The sequence below is a fragment of the Scandinavium hiltneri genome, assembly GCF_024764835.1.
In the GTDB taxonomy this organism is placed as follows: domain Bacteria; phylum Pseudomonadota; class Gammaproteobacteria; order Enterobacterales; family Enterobacteriaceae; genus Scandinavium; species Scandinavium hiltneri.
This window is the reverse complement of the sequence record NZ_JALIGE010000073.1, coordinates 245,469-264,943: the sequence shown is the minus strand read 5'-3', so window position 1 is coordinate 264,943 and position 19,475 is coordinate 245,469. Positions and strand designations below refer to the sequence as shown.

The 19,475-nt window shown below is 53.6% G+C and carries 20 protein-coding genes and 3 tRNA genes; 7 read left to right on the top strand and 16 right to left on the bottom strand.

Annotation, left to right across the window (positions count from 1 at the left end; genetic code table 11):
• Positions 1-2: 2 nt before the first annotated feature.
• Genes MUU47_RS12100 through hisD form a run of 3 tightly spaced genes read right to left on the bottom strand, consistent with a single transcriptional unit; the run spans position 3 to position 3,293 of the window.
• Positions 3-1,196 carry an MFS transporter gene (locus MUU47_RS12100; RefSeq protein WP_258988448.1) on the bottom strand — a complete coding sequence of 398 codons (1,194 nt, stop codon included), beginning with the start codon at positions 1,194-1,196 and terminating at the stop codon, positions 3-5.
• Between the two features lie 14 nt (positions 1,197-1,210).
• The gene (locus tag MUU47_RS12095; protein ID WP_258988447.1) at positions 1,211-1,978 is read right to left on the bottom strand and encodes an SDR family NAD(P)-dependent oxidoreductase; all 768 of its coding nucleotides are present in this window, start codon (positions 1,976-1,978) and stop codon (positions 1,211-1,213) included.
• A gap of 7 nt (positions 1,979-1,985) precedes the next feature.
• On the bottom strand, positions 1,986-3,293 hold the full coding sequence (hisD, locus tag MUU47_RS12090) for a histidinol dehydrogenase (protein ID WP_258988446.1): 1,308 nt from the start codon (positions 3,291-3,293) through the stop codon (positions 1,986-1,988).
• Positions 3,294-3,480: 187 nt separating this feature from the next.
• Here hisD and MUU47_RS12085 point away from each other — a divergent pair, with 187 nt between their 5' ends.
• Entirely contained in the window at positions 3,481-4,509 is a 1,029-nt protein-coding gene (locus tag MUU47_RS12085; protein ID WP_258988445.1) for a LacI family DNA-binding transcriptional regulator, read from the top strand.
• A 94-nt stretch (positions 4,510-4,603) separates the two neighbouring features.
• On the opposite strand, the gene MUU47_RS12080 is transcribed toward MUU47_RS12085, so the two are convergent.
• The 4 genes from MUU47_RS12080 to mdtK all read right to left on the bottom strand — a co-directional run bounded on the left by MUU47_RS12080 (position 4,604) and on the right by mdtK (position 6,360).
• A tRNA-Val gene (locus MUU47_RS12080) sits at positions 4,604-4,680 on the bottom strand.
• Between the two features lie 12 nt (positions 4,681-4,692).
• A tRNA-Val gene (locus MUU47_RS12075) sits at positions 4,693-4,769 on the bottom strand.
• Between the two features lie 2 nt (positions 4,770-4,771).
• A tRNA-Val gene (locus MUU47_RS12070) sits at positions 4,772-4,848 on the bottom strand.
• A gap of 138 nt (positions 4,849-4,986) precedes the next feature.
• On the bottom strand, positions 4,987-6,360 hold the full coding sequence (mdtK, locus tag MUU47_RS12065; protein ID WP_258988444.1) for an MdtK family multidrug efflux MATE transporter: 1,374 nt from the start codon (positions 6,358-6,360) through the stop codon (positions 4,987-4,989).
• 236 nt (positions 6,361-6,596) lie between these two features.
• Here mdtK and MUU47_RS12060 point away from each other — a divergent pair, with 236 nt between their 5' ends.
• Positions 6,597-7,238, top strand: a complete 642-nt coding sequence (locus tag MUU47_RS12060; protein WP_258988443.1) for a riboflavin synthase subunit alpha — start codon at positions 6,597-6,599, stop codon at positions 7,236-7,238.
• A 28-nt stretch (positions 7,239-7,266) separates the two neighbouring features.
• On the opposite strand, the gene cfa is transcribed toward MUU47_RS12060, so the two are convergent.
• Together cfa and punC are read right to left on the bottom strand one after the other, a co-directional pair.
• Positions 7,267-8,415, bottom strand: coding sequence for a cyclopropane fatty acyl phospholipid synthase (cfa, locus tag MUU47_RS12055; protein WP_258988442.1), 1,149 nt, complete (start codon positions 8,413-8,415; stop codon positions 7,267-7,269).
• A 300-nt stretch (positions 8,416-8,715) separates the two neighbouring features.
• The gene (punC, locus tag MUU47_RS12050) at positions 8,716-9,915 is read right to left on the bottom strand and encodes a purine nucleoside transporter PunC (protein ID WP_258988441.1); all 1,200 of its coding nucleotides are present in this window, start codon (positions 9,913-9,915) and stop codon (positions 8,716-8,718) included.
• A gap of 107 nt (positions 9,916-10,022) precedes the next feature.
• Here punC and punR point away from each other — a divergent pair, with 107 nt between their 5' ends.
• A complete protein-coding gene (gene punR / locus MUU47_RS12045) occupies positions 10,023-10,934 on the top strand; it encodes a DNA-binding transcriptional activator PunR (RefSeq protein ID WP_159767809.1) in 912 nt (303 codons plus the stop codon).
• A gap of 18 nt (positions 10,935-10,952) precedes the next feature.
• On the opposite strand, the gene purR is transcribed toward punR, so the two are convergent.
• Complete coding sequence (gene purR, locus MUU47_RS12040) at positions 10,953-11,978, bottom strand: HTH-type transcriptional repressor PurR (protein WP_258988440.1); 1,026 nt, start codon at positions 11,976-11,978, stop codon at positions 10,953-10,955.
• Between the two features lie 417 nt (positions 11,979-12,395).
• Between purR and cydH the strand changes: the two genes are divergently transcribed.
• Together cydH and MUU47_RS12030 are read left to right on the top strand one after the other, a co-directional pair.
• Entirely contained in the window at positions 12,396-12,485 is a 90-nt protein-coding gene (gene cydH, locus MUU47_RS12035; RefSeq protein ID WP_110508457.1) for a cytochrome bd-I oxidase subunit CydH, read from the top strand.
• A gap of 172 nt (positions 12,486-12,657) precedes the next feature.
• Positions 12,658-13,824, top strand: coding sequence for an MFS transporter (locus MUU47_RS12030; protein ID WP_258988439.1), 1,167 nt, complete (start codon positions 12,658-12,660; stop codon positions 13,822-13,824).
• A 37-nt stretch (positions 13,825-13,861) separates the two neighbouring features.
• On the opposite strand, the gene sodB is transcribed toward MUU47_RS12030, so the two are convergent.
• Together sodB and MUU47_RS12020 are read right to left on the bottom strand one after the other, a co-directional pair.
• Positions 13,862-14,443: a superoxide dismutase [Fe] gene (gene sodB, locus MUU47_RS12025; protein WP_258988438.1), complete on the bottom strand. Its 582-nt coding sequence runs from the start codon at positions 14,441-14,443 to the stop codon at positions 13,862-13,864.
• 120 nt (positions 14,444-14,563) lie between these two features.
• Complete coding sequence (locus MUU47_RS12020) at positions 14,564-15,379, bottom strand: C40 family peptidase (protein ID WP_258988437.1); 816 nt, start codon at positions 15,377-15,379, stop codon at positions 14,564-14,566.
• A 338-nt stretch (positions 15,380-15,717) separates the two neighbouring features.
• Here MUU47_RS12020 and MUU47_RS12015 point away from each other — a divergent pair, with 338 nt between their 5' ends.
• On the top strand, positions 15,718-16,068 hold the full coding sequence (locus MUU47_RS12015; protein ID WP_110508449.1) for a Grx4 family monothiol glutaredoxin: 351 nt from the start codon (positions 15,718-15,720) through the stop codon (positions 16,066-16,068).
• Positions 16,069-16,110: 42 nt separating this feature from the next.
• Here the strand turns inward: MUU47_RS12015 and rnt are convergent, their stop codons facing one another.
• The 4 genes from rnt to MUU47_RS11995 all read right to left on the bottom strand — a co-directional run bounded on the left by rnt (position 16,111) and on the right by MUU47_RS11995 (position 19,115).
• On the bottom strand, positions 16,111-16,767 hold the full coding sequence (gene rnt / locus MUU47_RS12010) for a ribonuclease T (RefSeq protein WP_110508447.1): 657 nt from the start codon (positions 16,765-16,767) through the stop codon (positions 16,111-16,113).
• A 107-nt stretch (positions 16,768-16,874) separates the two neighbouring features.
• Entirely contained in the window at positions 16,875-17,282 is a 408-nt protein-coding gene (gene gloA / locus MUU47_RS12005) for a lactoylglutathione lyase (protein ID WP_258988435.1), read from the bottom strand.
• Positions 17,283-17,360: 78 nt separating this feature from the next.
• Positions 17,361-18,458, bottom strand: coding sequence for an alkene reductase (locus MUU47_RS12000; RefSeq protein WP_258988433.1), 1,098 nt, complete (start codon positions 18,456-18,458; stop codon positions 17,361-17,363).
• Between the two features lie 57 nt (positions 18,459-18,515).
• Complete coding sequence (locus tag MUU47_RS11995; protein WP_159767833.1) at positions 18,516-19,115, bottom strand: TetR/AcrR family transcriptional regulator; 600 nt, start codon at positions 19,113-19,115, stop codon at positions 18,516-18,518.
• A 111-nt stretch (positions 19,116-19,226) separates the two neighbouring features.
• Between MUU47_RS11995 and MUU47_RS11990 the strand changes: the two genes are divergently transcribed.
• Complete coding sequence (locus tag MUU47_RS11990; protein ID WP_159767836.1) at positions 19,227-19,466, top strand: DUF1289 domain-containing protein; 240 nt, start codon at positions 19,227-19,229, stop codon at positions 19,464-19,466.
• Positions 19,467-19,475 lie beyond the last annotated feature (9 nt).

Below are 19,475 nucleotides of genomic sequence, written 5' to 3'. Positions count from 1 at the left end.
CTTCATGCCGGTACGGTTTCAGATTCACGACGGGCTTCAACCATACGAATCACATGATGGATTAGCACGATCGAAAGGATAGAAATCAGGCCGACCACCAGGAATCCCTGTTTCATGGCGAAGTAGTATTTGATGTAGCCGACCAGTACCGGGCCGAAGAAAATCCCGGCGGAGTAGATACTCTGGTAAAGCCCGACGCGGGTGGACTGCTGCCAGACCGGGGTATGGGTGATTATCAGAGAATTCAGCACGGTGAAAATCATACCGAAGGACACGCCAGCCAGCGCCTGCAGGCCATAGAGCGCCAGTATATTCGGCGCATAAGGCATTGCGATGGCGACCACCCCTTGCATCACTCCGCCAATCACCGCGGTTTTGGCGAGGCCGAGTCGGCGATAGAAGACTGGCGCGCAGAGTGCGGTGGAGAGGGCATAAAAGAACAGGTGAATGCTGCTTAATGTTGCGAGTGAGCCCGCCGCCATGCCGAACCCTTCAGCCAGCAGCGGCGTGAGGGTATCGCGGGTGGCAAATGGCACCATCATCACTGCGGCACAGAGGCCGCCGAGAAACCAGACAGATTTATCGCTGAGCTGGCTGCGCACGGCGGATACGGCGGCTTCTTCACGCGCACGCTCAGGACGGCGTTCACGGATGAAGAACGTCAGCAGCAGGGCGAGGGTCGCCGCCGCGGTGGCGACAAGAAAGCTCGACTGTGGGCCGAAATGACGCGCCATAAAACCCGCCAGTGAGATGCCTATAAAGGTGCCTACCGGGGAGGTGACGCTGAGCAACGCCACGGCGGCAGCGGCTTCAAGAGGCGGGAAGAAAGCGACAAACATCACGTTGTAAATTACCCATGTCGCGCTGGTCACGCCATCGGCCAGCTTGGCAATAAACAAGGTTTCCGGTGTCGGATGTAAAAACACTATCGGCCAGGAAAGAATGGTAAACAGCAAACCTACCTGAATAATGCGTTTACGATTATGAAAACGGTCGGAAAGGATGCCCGTAGGGAAACGCAGCAGCATCGATGCCAGCCCCGTCGCACCGATAATAATGCCCATCGTTCGGGCCTCGACATTGAGTGAGGTAATGTAAGGCGCGAGAAACGGATCGAAAGCATGAATGCTGACGAAAAACAGCAGGCTGATAATGAAGAACAGCAGGACATCACGACGCAGTAATTGCACAGACATAATAACCTCCAGATTCAGGATGCGGTCCAGCCGCCATCAACCATTAACGCAGTGCCCGTGATCAGAGCTGCTGCCGGGGACACAAGAAACACGACCGGTCCCATCACATCTTCCAGTTGCCCTAAACGCCCGAGTTTAATGTTACTCAGAACCTGCTGATGAAATTGCGGGTCGGCCAGTGAGCTTTGCGACAGTTCGGTTTCAATAAACGTCGGGCACAGGGTGTTGACGCGGATCCCGAAAGGGCCTAATTCAATGGCCATCGCCCGCGTGAGGCCTTCCAGTGCAAATTTTGATGCGCAATAAACGCTGCGCATCGGTCCGCCAACATGCCCCATTTGCGATGAAATATGCACAATCGATCCTTGAATACCGGCACTTTTCATCCGCCGTACCACCTGCTGGGACAGGAAAAATGTCGCCCGCACGTTGATGTCCATAACGGCGTCATAGTTCTCCTGACTGACATCGGTAAAATGCTGGTGCCGTGCCAGTCCGGCGCTGTTAACCAAAATATCCATTTGAGGAAGGTGTTCGATAACGTGCTGAACATCCTCAGGCCGGGTGATGTCGACCTGCACCGGGTTCAGTTTCAGGCCAGCCTCCCGGGCTGTCTCTACCGCGCTATTGAGCCGGGAAGCGTCACGGGCGGCAATCCATACCTCTGCACCGGCCTCGGCCAGCGCCAGTCCCGCAGCATATCCGATGCCGCGGGAGCCTCCAGTCACCAGCGCGCGTTTTCCATCCAGACGAAAACTGGGAGTTTTGGGCAACGTCATCATTACATCCTTATTCAACAATGCCGGCATAAGGCACATTTTTGTGCCCATAGCGGCGTACGCGAATGTTTGCTTGCTCACCGTGACCTGCAAATCCTTCAAGCGCACACAGGCGAGAGCAATATTCGCCAACATGGGTTGAAGCTTCATCGGTAAGGACTTTTTGGTAAGAACACGTTTTGAGGAATTTACCTACCCATAATCCACCGGTATAACGTGCGGCCTGTTTGGTCGGCAGAGTATGGTTGGTGCCGATAACTTTATCCCCATAGGCGACGTTGGTGCGAGGTCCGAGGAACAGTGCGCCAAAATTACGCAGATTCTGCAAGAACCAGTCAGGATTACGGGTCATCACCTGCACATGTTCGAAAGCCAGTTTATCGGCGATATCCCGCATTTCTTCGTCGCTGTCGGCGACAATCACTTCGCCAAATTTGTCCCATGACTGACGAGCGATATTCGCCGTGGGTAAAATCTCTAACAAGCGCTCGATTTCAGCAAGTGTTTCAATAGCGAGTTTTTCAGAGGTCGTCAGCAAAATCGCCGGAGAGTCCGGGCCATGCTCAGCCTGACCAAGCAGATCGGTGGCACACAGTTCACCATCAACGCTGTCATCAGCAATTACCAGTGTTTCGGTTGGGCCCGCAAACAGGTCGATGCCCACGCGACCGAAAAGTTGCCTTTTCGCTTCGGCGACAAAGGCATTGCCCGGTCCTACCAGCATATCAACGGGGGCGATAGTTTCTGTGCCAATCGCCATCGCAGCGACGGCCTGGATCCCGCCGAGGCAATAGATTTCATCGGCACCGGCCATGTGCTGCGCGACGACAATTGCCGGGGCTGGTTTACCATTGAAGGGCGGGGCGCAAGTGATGATGCGAGGTACGCCCGCCACTTTGGCGGTGATGACCGACATGTGCGCGGAGGCCAGGAGAGGATATTTTCCGCCCGGAACATAACAACCTGCCGCGCTGACTGGAATGTTTTTATGACCCAGGATCACGCCCGGCAGCGTTTCAACCTCAACATCGTGCATGCTGTCACGCTGATGCTGGGCAAAATTGCGAACCTGCTCCTGGGCAAAAGCGATATCGGCGATATCTCGCTTGGACAATTGCTCATAACAGGTGGCAATTTCTTCAACGGTTAACCGGTAGCTTTCGCGATCCAGGTTGTCGAAGCGAATGGAAAGCTCCCGCACCGCTGCGTCTCCTCGTTCCGCGATATCCGCCAGAATACTTTCGACGGTTTCCCGAACCTTACGGTCTGCGGATTTAATTGCCTCAGCTTCAGCGCCGTGTTTCAGCCATTTTGCCATGATCGTCTACTCTCCAGTGTCTCTTATGCAGGTGTGTGACTTCGAATGCATTCAATAGTAGTCATGAAATAAATCGGAAAGAAACTTTTATTGCATTCGAATGCAATGGAGATCGCAAAAATTATGATTAAGGGGTGTAATCCTCCATAATGTCTGTCACGGTATTTCTTTTTGAAGGGAGCTCTCAATGGTCGAACGTATCCGCCGTCCCGTGACAAGCTATGAAGTAGCAAAGCTTGCAGGCGTTTCACAATCTGCGGTATCACGTGCCTTTACCGAAGGGGGGAAGGTCTCTGATGCGACGCGGGAGAAAGTCAAACTCGCCGCAGCGCACCTGGGTTACCGGCCAAGTTTTGTCGCACGTTCACTGATAACCCGTCGCTCTAATATGATTGGCGTAGTGGTGCCTGGTTTGATGAATCCTTTCTATGCCGGGCTGGTGGACGAACTGTCGCACGCCTTCAACGAAATGGGATATCGCGTGCTGCTCTTCTCAATGCAGGGCGATGGTGATACTGATCCGATTCTGGAAGATATACTGCGGCATCGCGTCGAGGCACTGATCTTAGTGTCCACCATGCTTTCATCCCATTTTGCTGAAGAGTGTCAGCAGAATGGCTTGCCTGTATTACTGCTGAACCGAAAAAATGACAGCAAAAGCGTCTCAAGTGTGACCAGTGATAACCTCGTAGGTGGCGCACAAATTGCCGATTTTCTGGTGGCGGGTGGGCACCAGCGTCTGGCGTTTATGGCCGGGCTCGACAGTTCATCGACCAGCCGGGATCGTGAGAAAGGTTTCTGCGATCGCCTGCATGCGCAGGGTATTGCCCCACCGCGGCGTGTTCAGGGTTTATACGATCTTGAAACGGCTATGGAAGCGACCCGCCAGTTGCTTAAAGGGAAAGATCGTCCGGATGGCATTTTCTGCGCCAACGATATTATGGCGATAGGCGCATTGAATGTGGTGGTCGGTGAATTGGGGTTAGTGGCAGGGCAGGATATCTCTGTCGTGGGGTTCGATAACATTCCGATGGGCGCCTGGCCTTTATTCAGCCTGACGACCTATGTTCAGCCGGTCAACGACATGGTGGCTTCCGCAGTGCGGATCATTACTCAGCGATTCGAGGATGCGGATTCACCGGCAGTCCAGCAAGTGCTGTCGGGAAAACTGGTGGTACGAAACAGTGCACGCAAACCGACCCGGACTGAAATTTGAGGTGCGGTAAGAAGGGCGAAAGCGCTTCATTGCCTGAATATTGTTATGTGGACAGCATTTGAGCGTAAAGGGGAGAGGAAGCGAATTTTTAGAATGGTGCGTCCGAGTGGACTCGAACCACCGACCCCCACCATGTCAAGGTGGTGCTCTAACCAACTGAGCTACGGACGCACAAAAGAGAGATGGTGCGTTTAATTGGACTCGAACCAACGACCCCCACCATGTCAAGGTGGTGCTCTAACCAACTGAGCTATAAACGCAATGGTGCGTCCGAGTGGACTCGAACCACCGACCCCCACCATGTCAAGGTGGTGCTCTAACCAACTGAGCTACGGACGCACAACGGGGACGAATATTAGCGGCAGGAAGGAGAAGTGGCAAGAGGCAAATGCCACTTTTCTTCCAGATTTCACGCGATTGCGGAAACACTGCACAAAATGTTGAGAAAGCAGCCGCCCGGAGGCGGCTGTCAGGCACTTAGCGTGCAGCGCGAGCCAGAATAATGGCGGAAGGCTGGCGTTGCAGGAAACGCATTCTCAACATCATCAGGATTGCGGCAGAGGTCAGGCCGATGATAAAGCCCATCCAGAAGCCCGCCGGGCCCATGCGCGGCACGACGATATCGGTTAATGCCAGAATATACCCGCATGGCAGACCGAGCACCCAATAGGCGGTGAAGGTGATAAAGAAAATCGAACGCGTGTCTTTGTACCCACGCAGGATCCCGCTGCCCACCACCTGAATTGAGTCGGAGATTTGATAAATAGCCGCCAGCAGCATCAGATGCGAGGCCAGGGTCACCACTTCAGGATTATCGTTATAAAGCAGCGCAATATGCTCACGCATCGTCACGGTAAAAATCGCCGTCAATACTGCCATACAGACACCGACGCCAAGTCCGGTACGGGCCGCGGTTTGTGCATCAAGCGTGGAACCTTGGCCCAGACGAAAGCCCACGCGAATGGTTACCGCCGCCGCCAGCGACATTGGCAGGACGAACATCAGCGAGCTGAAGTTAAGCGCAATCTGGTGTCCGGCCACATCAACAATCCCCAAAGGAGATACCAGCAGGGCGACCACCGCAAACAGCGTCACTTCGAAAAACAGCGCTAACGCGATAGGCAGTCCGAGCTGTACCAGACGTTTCATGATCGCGTAGTCAGGCTTCACGAATCCTTCGTAGGTGCGAATATCACGCATTGAACGGGCGCGTTTCACGTAGGAAACCATCGCGAAGAACATGACCCAGTAAACGGACGCTGTCGCCACGCCGCAGCCAACGCCGCCGAGTTCTGGCATACCGAAATGACCGTAAATAAAGATGTAGTTCACCGGAATATTCACCAGCAGGCCGATAAAGCCCATTACCATACCCGGTTTGGTTTTCGCCAGACCTTCACACTGATTGCGGCATACCTGGAAGAACAAATACCCTGGAACGCCCCACAGCAGCGCGCGCAGATAGCCCACGGCTTTATCAGCCAGCACCGGGTCAATATTGTGCATCGCGTGAATGATATAACCGGCATTCCACAGCACTATCATCACCAGAATAGAGACAAAACCGGCGAGCCAGAATCCCTGGCGAATCTGATGGCCGATGCGGTCGCGGCGACCTGAACCGTTCAGTTGGGCCACCACCGGCGTCAGGGCCAGCAGCAAGCCGTGACCAAATAAAATCGCCGGGAGCCAGATAGAGGTGCCAATAGCCACCGCCGCCATATCGGTGGCACTGTAACCACCGGCCATGACCGTATCAACGAAACCCATTGCGGTCTGGGCCACCTGCGCAATGATGACCGGGATTGCCAGCGCGAGAAGCTGGCGCGCTTCAATAACGTACTTTTGCACGGGGGTACCTTTTATTGTTTGTTATTGTTGAAGAGACTAAAAAAGCCGCCGGCACTGGCAGCAAAAAGAAAGAGCAGGGGAATTTTCGAATATATTGTAGCGAGTAATGGGTATTAAGCCAGTCAAAAAATGGCAGTGAGCACAGCCTGACTGGCAAGGCCTGATAGCAACTGGTATTGTGCGGGGTATAAAAGGCGGTGATGATTCCGCCCTCGTAAGATACAGGAGTTATTGGCATGTTTACTGGTATCGTTCAGGGCACGGCAAAAATTGTGTCCATCGATGAAAAACCTAACTTCCGCACGCATATCGTTGAAATGCCAGCGCATATGCTCGACGGTATTGAAACTGGCGCCTCTGTTGCCCACAACGGCTGCTGCCTGACGGTGACGGAAATTAACGGCAATCACATCAGTTTTGACCTGATGAAAGAGACGCTACGTATTACCAATCTGGGCGAACTGAAAGCGGGCGACGTGGTTAACGTGGAACGTGCCGCGCGTTTTAGCGATGAGATTGGCGGCCATTTAATGTCGGGTCATATTATGACCACCGCCGACGTATCAAAAATCCTGACCTCTGAAAATAACCGCCAGATATGGTTTAAGGTTCAGGATCCGACATTGATGAAATACATCCTGTACAAAGGTTTTATCGGCATTGACGGTATTAGCCTGACGGTCGGAGAAGTCACGCTGACGCGCTTCTGCGTGCATCTGATCCCGGAAACGCTGGAACGCACGACGCTTGGTAAGAAGAAGCTCGGTGAGAAGGTGAACATTGAGATTGATCCGCAGACGCAGGCGGTGGTGGATACGGTAGAACGAGTTATGGCCGCAAAAGAAGCGGCAGCCAAAACGCGTAGCGCAGATGAGTAAAACAACCCCCGGCTTGCCGGGGGTTGTTTTATCGGGCGACGCGTAAACCGCCTTCTGCCCCGCGGGTGAATACCACCTGCCAGAGCTGAATGTCACGGGCGCGGAAAGCACCGGCACAGGCGTTCAGATAATAAGAGAACATCCTTCTGAAACGCTCTGAATAGTTGTCAGCAATTTCCGGCCAGCTATGCAGAAAACGCGTATGCCAGGCCATCAGCGTGGTGTCGTAATCGGCGCCAAAATTGTGCCAGTCTTCCATCACAAAGTACGGTTCACTGGCGCTGGCAATCTGACGTACGGACGGCAGGCAGCCATTCGGGAAGATGTATTTGTTGATCCACGGATCGACATTGTTATCCGTTTTCTTCGACCCGATGGTGTGCAGCAAAAACAGGCCGTCAGGCGTCAGGTTACGATCTACCACGTTGAAATAGGTGGCGTAGTTTTTCGGCCCGACGTGCTCGAACATTCCGACAGAAACGATACGGTCGAACTGATCCTGCAAATCTCGATAATCCTGCAACAGGATTTGCACGTCCAGCCCTTCGCAGCGCGCCAGGGCCATCTTCTGCTGTTCAGCCGAAATGGTCACACCGACGACGCTCACGCCGTAGTTTTTCGCCATAAAATGCGCCAGCCCACCCCAGCCACAGCCGATATCGAGAACTCGCATGCCGGGCTGCAAATGCAGCTTCTGACAAATGAGGTCCAGTTTCGCCTGTTGTGCCTGTTCCAGCGTTTGGGCATCTTTCCAGTACGCGCAGGAATATTGCATAAAGGGGTCAAGCATCCGACTGAATAAATCGTTGCCCAAATCGTAATGCTCTTTGCCTACTATCCAGGCGCGTTTTTTACTTTGAAGATTGAGCAGACGGGCGCCTGCGACACGTAGCGTATCTTTCAGATGGTGGGGGAGTTGGCTTTCCAGACCGGCACGAAGCACATTATGAAAAAATACATCGAGCCGTTCACATTCCCACCAGCCGTCCATATAGCTTTCGCCTAATCCCAGCGACCCTTCCTGCAGCACGCGTTTAAAGAACAGGGGATTATTGACCCGGATATCTGAGGGAGCAGAACCATTAACTCTGACGCCGGCACGACTCAGTAATTCGTTAACAATGCGGTACCAGTCATCATCAGGCAAATTTACTTCTTCTATACACGATGAACTCATAGCTTCTCCATCACGCGGCTTGTGATCAGAACCTTAAAACAGCGTAGACGCTTTTTTGGTTGTGTGAGAACTCTCACGGAATATCCGTGAGTCTGCTATCCGACGTAGAACAGAGGAAGGGAGATAACCCTTGCCGAAAGGCCTTCCGTGGTTAATCGGGGGAGATCCGTTCCCCCGTTAATCGCTAATATTTATCGTATTTATGTGTTACCGAAATCAGTATAAGCCGCAAAAATGAGTGATTCAATAAAAAATTCTTAGCAAACTAATGACTGAATTGTTACATAGTCGCTAACGATACTATGCGTGTGATTCTTCAGTTGAACCTGCGTTTTCATCACGTTGTGCAACAAACTGCATCCGATAACCCCAGCCTGCCAGAACTACGGTGGCCAGCATCACGCTGGTGGTGGTCAGGAGTGGAGTGGAAATCAGGGTCGAAACCACCAGGCTTGCCAGAAAACACAAACCCAACTGTAGCGTGTTTTGCATCGCTGCTGCCCGCCCCGTGGCGTGCGGGAATGGGCGCAGTGCCTGAGCCACAACGATTGGGTAAATCGCGCCGTTGGCCATCGCCATCAGACAGAAAGGGATGAGCAGGGCTGTCAGTGAGCTGCCTGCGGTCAGACCGACAGCAAAGGTGCCCGCTACGCTCACGGCGAACGCCAGCAGCAGCCATGGCAGCATCTGTTGACCTTCCCATTTTTGCAGGGCGGCACGACAGCCGTAGCCCCCGATAAGGAAAGCGATGGTCTGTGGCACGTAGCTCAGGCCAATCACCGTCGGGCCGTAACCCATGGCGCTCAGAATAAACGGCGAGCCGGTCAGCCACGCGAAGAAGCTGGCGGAGCAGGCGGCGTAAATCAGCACGTTGCCGCGATAATCTTTCGAGCGCAAAAGCGTCAGGAAGGTCAGGGGCTGTTCTTCCTTATGCACGATGCGCACCGGTTTTTGCAGACGCAGCGCAGGCAGCATCAGCAGCAGCGTAATGCCAAACAGAGTGGCAAAAATTGCCTGCCATTCGAAATGATGCAGGATCCAACTGCCGAGCAGCGGTGCCAGAGCCGGAGAAAGTCCAACCAGCGGCATGATAGTCGCGAAGATACGATTGGTGCGCTGAGCCGGATAATAATCGGTGACCATCGCCTGCCAGGTAACGGTAGCGGCGCAAACGCCGACCGCCTGCACAAAGCGCAACACCAGCAACAGGGTTGCATCACGCACCCACAGCATTCCCAGACAGCCCACGGCGAATATCGCCAGGCCGGTCAGCAGAATAGGTTTACGACCGTAACGGTCAGACAGCGGGCCCCACATCAGCTGTGCGAGGGCAAAACCGGCCAGGAACAGGCTAAGGCTGGCGCTGACGGCGGCGGCAGGGGTTTGTAAATCAGTTTGAATGGCGGCAAATGCGGGCAGATACATATCGGTTGCCAGAAAACCGAGTACGCTCAGGCCAGCCAGCCAGCACAAAAATCCTTTCCCAGGTTGCTTATTCATTTTCTTTCTCGTTGCAGGTGTCGATGGCAGCAGAGTGTAGGGAGTGCAACTTCGCTTGTGAAACGCTAATATTTGTCTGTTGAGTTCAAATTTTTTGCAGGCAACCTATGTGGTCAGAATATTCTCTTGAAGTGGTGGATGCCGTAGCGCGTAACGGGAGCTTCAGCGCGGCCGCGCAGGAGTTGCACCGTGTGCCTTCGGCGATCAGCTATACTGTACGTCAGCTAGAGGAATGGCTGGCGGTTCCGCTGTTTGAACGACGCCATCGTGACGTGGAATTAACCCCCGCAGGTGCCTGGTTTTTGAAAGAGGGGCGCTCTGTTATCAAAAAAATGCAGATCACCCGTCAGCAGTGTCAGCAAATTGCCAACGGCTGGCGCGGCAATTTGGCCATCGCGGTGGACAATATTGTGCGCCCGGAACGCACCCGGCAGATGATTGTTGATTTCTATCGCCACTTTAAGGATGTCGAACTGTGCGTGTTCCAGGAAGTGTTCAACGGCGTATGGGATGCGTTATCCGACGGGCGCGTGGAGCTGGCAATTGGGGCCACACAGGCGATCCCGGTCGGTGGGCGTTATGCGTTTCGCGATATGGGGATGCTGAGCTGGAACTGCGTGGTGTCGAGTCAACACCCGCTGGCGCAGATGCCCGGCCCGCTCAGCGATGATGTGTTGCGCAACTGGTCGGCGCTGGTGCAGGAAGATACCTCGCGATCGCTGCCGAAACGCATCACCTGGCTGCTGGATAATCAAAAACGGATTGTGGTGCCGGACTGGGAATCTTCCGCAACCTGTCTTTCAGCCGGGCTGTGTGCCGGAATGGTGCCCACGCATTTTGCCCGTCCGTATATCGACAGCGGTGAATGGGTGGCGCTGGAGCTGGAAAATCCGTTCCCGGATGCGGCCTGCTGCCTGACCTGGCAACAAAATGACATGTCACCGGCGCTGAGCTGGCTGCTGGAGTATTTAGGGGACAGTGAAACGTTGAATAAAGAGTGGTTACAGGAGCCGGAATAACCGGCTCCTGAGAGATCATTAACGGCGGTAGTCGCGGAACGGACCGTCGGCAACCGAGCGACGCTCGATCAGGCGCGGATGCACTTCAATTGACTGCGACTCTTCACGCTTATTGACGATACGATCCAGCAGCATATCGAAGGCCGCTTCACCCAGCGAATCCTTCGGCTGGTGGATAGTGGTCAGGGCAGGGGTAAAGAAGCGCGCGTTACGCACGTTATCGTAGCCAATGACTGAAATATCCTGTGGAACGCGCAGGCCCATTTCGTCTGCGGCACACAAGGCACCCATCGCCATAATGTCACCGCCGCAGAATACGGCGGTCGGGCGTGGCTGCTGCGCAAGAATTTGCTGCATGGCGCGATAGCCGGATTCCGGCTCGAAATCACCCTGCACAATCCAGTTTTCAGGCACGCTGATCTGCGCTTCTTCCATCGCTTTCATGAAACCCGCCAAACGTCCGGCGCCGGTATTACGCTCCATCGGCCCAGGAATGACGCCGATTTCACGATGACCGCGTTCAACCAGATAGCGTCCGGCAATATAGCCACCCTGGAAAGCGTTATCATTCACCGAGTCGGTAAAATCAGCTTTAGATTCGCCCCAGTCCATCACCACCATCGGGATGTGACGGTACTCTTCCAGCATCTCGAGCACCGACTGTGGGTATTCCGAACACATCACCAGCAGGCCATCGACGCGCTTTTGCGCCATCATTGAAAGATAGGCGCGCTGTTTTTCCAGGTTGTTCCAGGCGTTACCCAGGATCAGGGTATAGCCTTTCTCGAAGCAGTTTTTTTCAACGGCTTCAATGATTTCAGCAAAATAGGCGGCTTCGCTGCTGGTGGCCAGCAGGCCGATTGTTTTGGTGTGATTCACCTTCAGGCTGCGCGCCACGGCGCTAGGGGAGTAGTGCAGCTCTTTAATGGCCGCCCACACCGCGTTGCGGGTCTCTTCCGCCACGAAACGTGTCTTGTTAATTACATGTGATACAGTTGTAGTGGAAACGTTTGCGCGTTTCGCTACATCTTTAATAGTTGCCATTCGTTCTCACTCCAGACCCTTTCCTTACGCCTGATTGCCGACACGAAAACGTTTGCCTTTACACACCCTTAACACAATTCAATTGAATTGCAGTACGCCGGGATACAGACAGGACGACAGGAGGGGGTCAATGGCTGGTACGCTTTTAAATTAGCTGGGAATTTTGTCTGATTTTGAGGCAAAGGGAAAGAGAAAAATCGCTAAATTCGTCATACTTCAAGTTGTATGTGCGTTGGCTGCACCTGTTCATCTCCGTCGCTTACTTGAGTAAGCGCCTGGGGATTCACGGGCTTGCCGCCTGCCTGAAACGTGAATTATTTTGGGTATATGAGCCGAAAACCTGGAAGATTTTTGCGTATATTTGTGCAAAAATGAGCAAGCTCACTTTTGTTGTGGGGATTAAAAGGAGAAAAATTGATGAGTACCGACCTGAAGCTCTCTCTGATGACTACCGTTATCGCTCTGGCGCTGATTGTTTCTGCCGGGCTGACTGCTGTACTGCACTGATTTACCCGGAGGGAGAGCTCTCTTCCTCCTTCTCATTCTTCCTTTCTGATTGTTATCAAATTCGCAAAAAACTTTTGCCATTTTGTTTACTTTTGTTTTTTTGTGATTGATGTCATGCTTTTGACTTCTGCTTTTGCACTGTCTCAATGAGATGGCTTACCGGAGTCGTTACATGAAAATCAATTTCCCCCTGCTGGCACTGGCTATTGGGGCATTTGGCATAGGTACCACTGAGTTTTCGCCAATGGGCCTGCTGCCTGTCATCGCCAAAGGTGTGGACGTGTCGATTCCCGTCGCTGGGATGCTGATCAGCGCGTATGCCATTGGCGTGATGGTCGGTGCGCCGCTGATGACGCTGCTGCTTTCACATCGCGCGCGCCGTAATGCGCTCATTTTCCTGATGGCAATTTTCACGATCGGCAACGTGTTGTCGGCAATCGCGCCGGATTACACCACGCTGCTGCTGTCGCGCATTATCACCAGTCTTAATCACGGCGCCTTCTTCGGCCTCGGTTCGGTGGTAGCGGCAAGCGTTGTGCCTAAGCATAAGCAGGCCAGCGCGGTGGCGACCATGTTTATGGGGCTGACGATTGCCAATATCGGCGGCGTTCCGGCGGCAACCTGGCTCGGTGAAACCATCGGCTGGCGGATGTCGTTCCTCGCAACGGCCGGACTTGGCCTGGTGGCGATGGTTAGTCTGTGGTTCTCCTTGCCGAAGGGCAGCAGCGGTGAACGCCCGGACGTAAAAAAAGAGCTGTCGGTTCTGATGCGTCCGCAGGTGCTAACGGCGCTGCTGACCACCGTGCTCGGGGCGGGGGCGATGTTCACGCTCTACACCTATATTTCGCCCGTGCTGCATACCATTACGCATGCGTCACCGCTGTTCGTTACTGCCATGCTGGTGCTGATTGGCGTCGGCTTCTCTATCGGTAACTATCTGGGCGGCAAGTTTGCTGACCGCTCCGTGACCGGCACGCTGAAAGGCTTCCTGACGCTGCTGATCGTTATCATGGCATCTATCCCGTGGCTTGCGCAAAACGAAATCGGCGCGGCGGTAAGTATGGTTATCTGGGGGGCGGCGACCTTCGCGGTGGTCCCTCCGCTGCAAATGCGCGTGATGCGTGTGGCACATGAAGCGCCAGGTCTGTCGTCATCGGTCAATATCGGGGCGTTCAATCTGGGTAATGCGTTAGGCGCAGCGGCGGGCGGGGCAGTGATTTCCGGCGGTCTGGGTTATACCTTCGTACCAGTAATGGGAGCGATTATCGCCGGAACTGCGCTACTGGTGGTGCTGATGACTGGGCGTCGTCAGCCAGAAGAAGTGTATTCCAGCCATTGATGATATGCCCGGCTGGCATATGCCGCCGGGCCAGAAATTATGCCGCCAGGTTCTTCGCGACAAATTCCCAATTTACGAGCGCCCAGAAATGCTCGAGATAGTTCGGGCGGGCGTTACGGTAGTCAATGTAGTAGGCATGTTCCCACACATCCACGGTCAGCAACGGTATGGCGTCAGTCGTTAACGGGGTACCCGCGTTAGACGTAGAAACGATAGCCAGTTTGCCGTCTGCATTTTTCACAAGCCAGGTCCAGCCAGCGCCGAAGTTTTTAACAGCGGCATCGGTGAACTGCGCTTTAAAGTCAGCAAAGCTGCCGAAGCTCGCGTTGATAGCGGCTGCAACGTCACCGGTTGGCTCGCCACCGGCATGTGGTGCCAGGCAGTTCCAGTAAAACGTGTGGTTCCACACCTGTGCAGCATTGTTGAAAACGCCCGCTTCGGAAGTGCGAACGATCTCTTCCAGCGTTTTGCCCTCAAACGCAGTGCCTTTGATCAGGTTGTTCAGGTTGGTGACATAGGTCTGGTGATGTTTGCCGTAGTGGTATTCCAGCGTTTCTACGGAGATGTGTGGCGCCAGGGCGTCTTTTGCATACGGTAATGCAGGTAATTCGAATGACATTGCTTATTCTCCCTATTATTTTATTACTCAATAACAATGCATTGAGTATGGATAGGGTAGCAAATTAAAAGATGTGGCTAAAGAAGAACTTACCCTGTCGATAGATCGACAGGGCAGGGATCAGCGAATTGTTTTCGGCGTCATCACGCGCCGTGCGCCAACGTAGTGGTTCGCCCAGTAATCTTCGCTCAGAGAGGTAATCTGGATATCGCGGCCGGTGCGCGGGGACTGAATAAATTTACCATTGCCGACGTAAACGCCTACGTGATCGGCAGTGCCACGACCGCGGGTACGGAAGAACACCAGATCGCCGCTTTGCAACTCACCCCGGTTAACAGAGCGGGCATCACGCAGGTGATACATTTCATTTGCAGTGCGAGGAATACGGAATTTCACCAGATCTTTATACGCGTAGTAAACCAGACCGCTGCAATCAAAACCGGTGCGTGGCGAAGTGCCACCCCAACGGTATGGTTTGCCAATCTGGCCCATCAATTTATTCATCGCCGTTTTTTGTGCTTTCTGCACGCGCGCTTTATGCGCATCCGCAATGGTTAACGGTTTGACGTCTTCGCTAACGCATTTCTTTTTATGGCCTTTACGCACGTTGCATTTCTGCGCCATTTTGACGGAGGCGGTTTTCAACGCGGGGCTATGGATTTTGCGGGCGGAGGCGGTTTTACTGACGGCGGACGTTTTTTTACTTTTAGCATTCGTTGTTTGCTTAAGGGTACTGGTTTTCTTCTTGCTTGAGGCTTTCGTTGTTGATTTTGTTTTGTTGCCCGTCGTTTTCTTTTTACGGTCTGCTTTCGCCTGATGGGATTTTTGCGACGCAGACGTGCGCGCCTGCTCCGATGCGTGGGACAAAGGCGTAATGGACAACGATGTAAACAGCAAAGCACAGAGCGTGATCGAGACTTTATTTATCCGCGCCACTGAGCATTCCTCTGTTAGGCAGGCAAACGGTCATGCCTGGGTATGATTGACAAAACGAATCGATTCTAAAGCATAAAAACATTAATTGTTAATAGTGTTTTTGTATCTGATGCACAGTTTCGTTAGCGACTGCAAAAAAATGCGTCAAACTGGACATAACATGCTCGGAAAATGCTCATGTTTACGCGGGGTAGGCCGATAAAGGCATATTTTTAAGGCAACTTCAAAACGTCAGAGGTAAAATGCATTATCGTGAACAAAATGTTATTTTCTGATAGCCGTCGTTGACGTTACACTTAGCGACTACAGCCATAAAAAGAAGTTTAAGGAAGCAAGATATGAGTACGACTCTTGAGAAAATCCAGACCCAAATCGCCGAGAACCCAATCCTTCTGTATATGAAGGGTTCCCCGAAACTGCCAAGCTGCGGTTTCTCTGCTCAGGCGGTTCAGGCACTCTCTGCCTGTGGCGAACGTTTCGCTTACGTTGATATTCTGCAAAACCCGGATATCCGCGCTGAGCTGCCAAAATACGCAAACTGGCCGACCTTCCCACAGCTGTGGATTGACGGTGAGCTGGTTGGCGGCTGTGACATCCTGATTGAGATGTACCAGCGTGGCGAACTGCAACAGCTGATCAAAGAGACGGCTGCTAAGTACAAAGACGACGAGCAGAGCAGCGCTGAGTAAGTTTTTGACTGGCAATAAAAAAGCGACCAATGGTCGCTTTTTTTACTCTTCGCTTTCGCCTTCCGGCAGCGGTAACGGCCAGCCGCCCAAACGTTTCCAGCGGTTGACGATTTCACAAAACAGCTGCGCTGTCTGTTCGGTGTCGTACAGAGCAGAGTGTGCTTTGTTGCCGTCAAACTCCATTCCTGCGGCCAGGCAGGCTTTCGACAACACGGTTTGCCCCAGTGCCAGCCCGCTCAGCGCGGCGGTATCAAAAGTCACAAACGGGTGGAATGGATTGCGTTTCAGCCCGGCGCGCTCAGACGCGGCCATCATAAAGCTGTGATCGAACGTGGCGTTGTGCGCCACCATGATTGCCCGATTGCACTCCTGATCCTTCATGCCTTTACGTATTTCTTTATAGATGGCGTGCAGGGCGTCGTATTCGCTGACGGCACCGCGCTCAGGGTCATTAGGATCAATGCCATTAAACGCCAGCGCTTCCGGGACCAGATTCGCGCCTTCAAACGGCTCAACATGGAAATGCAGTGTGCTGTCCGGCATCAGCCAGCCGTCTTCGTCCATTTTTAACGTCACGGCGGCGACTTCCAGCAGCGCATCCGTTTTAGCGTTAAAGCCCGCTGTTTCTACATCTATTACTACAGGATAAAAACCACGGAAGCGGTCGCACAGTGCATTACGTTGAGCGTTGTCGGACATCAGGATCTCTTAGGCTTACAAAAAGTAGCGCGCATTATGGCAAATTTTGCCAGCGGTTGCAGCAGAGGCGGGAGCAAAAAAATGGGTGCCGTAGCACCCAGGGAGTCTTAGTGACCAAGACCTTTACCGGCGTCTTTGGCTTCAATCAGTTCGATTTTATATCCATCTGGATCTTCGACAAAGGCGATAACGGTGGTGCCGCCTTTTACCGGACCGGCTTCGCGGGTTACGTTGCCGCCGTTATTGCGGATGCGTTCACAGGCTTCTGCGGCGTTATCTACGCTCAGCGCGATATGGCCGTAAGCGGTGCCGAGATCGTAGCTTTCTACGTCCCAGTTATAGGTCAGTTCGATGACCGCTTCTTCACTCTCCGGGCCGTAGCCGACGAAGGCGAGGGAATATTTGTATTCCGGGTTTTCGCTGGTGCGCAGCAGCTTCATGCCCAGCACGTTGGTGTAAAACTCGATGGAACGTTGCAGATTGCCAACACGCAGCATGGTGTGAAGTAGGCGCATAGTCTTCCCCTTATCATATTGTTTATAAAGCAGGACAATCAGTATAGCGGCGGATGCCCGCCGCTATCAATGCGGGGATTAGAGTGTAGGGTAGTCTGTATAGCCTTCCGCGCCGCCGCCGTAGAAGCTTTCCGGGCGCTGTGGGTTCAGTTCCGCTTTACGCTCCAGTCGTGCAACCAGGTCCGGGTTTGCGATGTATGCGCGACCAAATGCCACGGCATCAATCAGACCTTTAGCAATCAGATCTTCTGCTTTTTCTGGCGTGTACGCCCCGGCACCGATAATTGGGCCGTGGAAACGTTCGCGTACTTTACGACGGAATTCTTCGGTATAAGGCTGACCACCGGCCCAGTCTGGCTCAGACATGTGCAGGTAAGCAATGCCGCGTTTACCCAGTTCTTCAATGAGATACAGCGCATCCGCTTCTTCGTTCGGGCCGTTGTCGGTGTTCTGGAAAGAACCAATCGGCGAAACACGGATCCCGATGCGATCGGCGCTCCACTCTTTGCTGACGGCGTCTACCACTTCAAGCACCAGACGGGCGCGGTTTTCAATGCTGCCACCGTACTGATCGGTACGCTGGTTTGCGGATGGAGACAGGAACTGGTGCAGCAGGTAGCCGTGCGCGGAGTGCAGTTCGATGAGGTCGAAACCGGCTTCACGAGCGTTAGCCACCGCCTGGCGGAAATCGTCAACGATGCCCGGGATTTCTTCCAGTTCCAGCGCGCGTGGTACAGAGGTGTCTTCACGAGTGGCGTGGCCGTTGGTATCACGCAGGGAAGTGCGGGTGCCCGCGCTCAGCGCAGATGGCGCAACCGGCGCCTGGCCACCTGGTTGGAGACTGGCATGTGAAATACGGCCGGTGTGCCATAACTGAACGGCGATGTGACCGTTTTCAGCATGTACGCCTGCGGTGATTTTTGTCCACGCGGCAATTTGTTCTGGGCTGTGCAGACCAGGTGCGCCCGCGTAGCCTTTCGCCTGAGCAGAAATCTGCGTCGCTTCAGAGATAATCAGCCCGGAGCTTGCGCGCTGGCGATAGTATTCACCCATCAGCGGAGTAGGGATGTCGCCAGGCTCGATGCTGCGAAGACGCGTCAGCGGGGCCATCAGTACGCGGTTAGGCAGCGTGACAGCGCCAACCTTGAGCGGGGTAAACAGTTTGTGTTGTGACATAGTGCATGACTCCTGAATAGACCGGTCGTCTAGTAAATCGATAAATAAAAACGCCTGTTAGGGGCCAGGCGCGGCAATCATGGTCTTCGCATGTTCGAGCGCACTTTCGAGCGGCGTCGCACTGCGAGAAATTTTGGCCTGAAGATTGGCCCCCAGCCATAGCGAATACAGCACTTCGGCCTGGGTATGGGCGTCACCGAAAATGGTGAGGCTTTTCTCTTTACGCCCTTCTTCAAGCGCGTGGGAGAGCAAAACAATAATCTGACTGGCCCCTTTGTTCATTTCCGTGCGCATGACTTCCGAGAGATCACACACTTCGGCAGACAGTTTTACCGTCAGACAACCGCTGATAATGCCTTGCTGACAAAACTGGTTCAGCGTGTGCTGGTAATAGGCCAGCAGGCGGTCGCGGTAGTTACCTTCGCCATGGGCAAAATGCTCAGACAGACGTTGGTGATAGTCTGCGTAGTGCCGCTCGAGCATCGCAACACCGAACGCTTCTTTAGAACGGAAATAGTGATAAAACGAGCCTTTTGGCACTTCTGCCGTTTTCAGCAGCTCGCTGAGCCCCATTCCGGTAAAGCCGCGGTGCATACATAAACGCTCGCCGGTAGCGAGGATATGTTCGCGGGTGTCGTGTTCAGTGTGTTTGTTCATGGGGCTCAATGTAGTAGACCGATCGGTCTAATGCAAGGGATAAATGATTGCTGGTTGCAGGATGCGCATTATCAGGCTTCAATGAGAGTATACAGATAACAGGGGGGCGGCGTGGCAGAACAACTGGAGTTTTTCCCGGTACAGAGTCCGTGCCGGGGGATTTGTCAGTCCGATGAACGCGGCTACTGCCGGGGTTGTATGCGCAGCCGCGACGAGCGCTTCCACTGGCAAAATTTCAATGATGCTCAAAAGCAGGAGGTGTTACGCCTCTGCCGTCAACGTCTGCTGCGTAAAATCCGCGCAAACAAATCCGCTTTACCTGAAGAACCTGATCAGCCTTCACTGTTTTAACGCTAAATG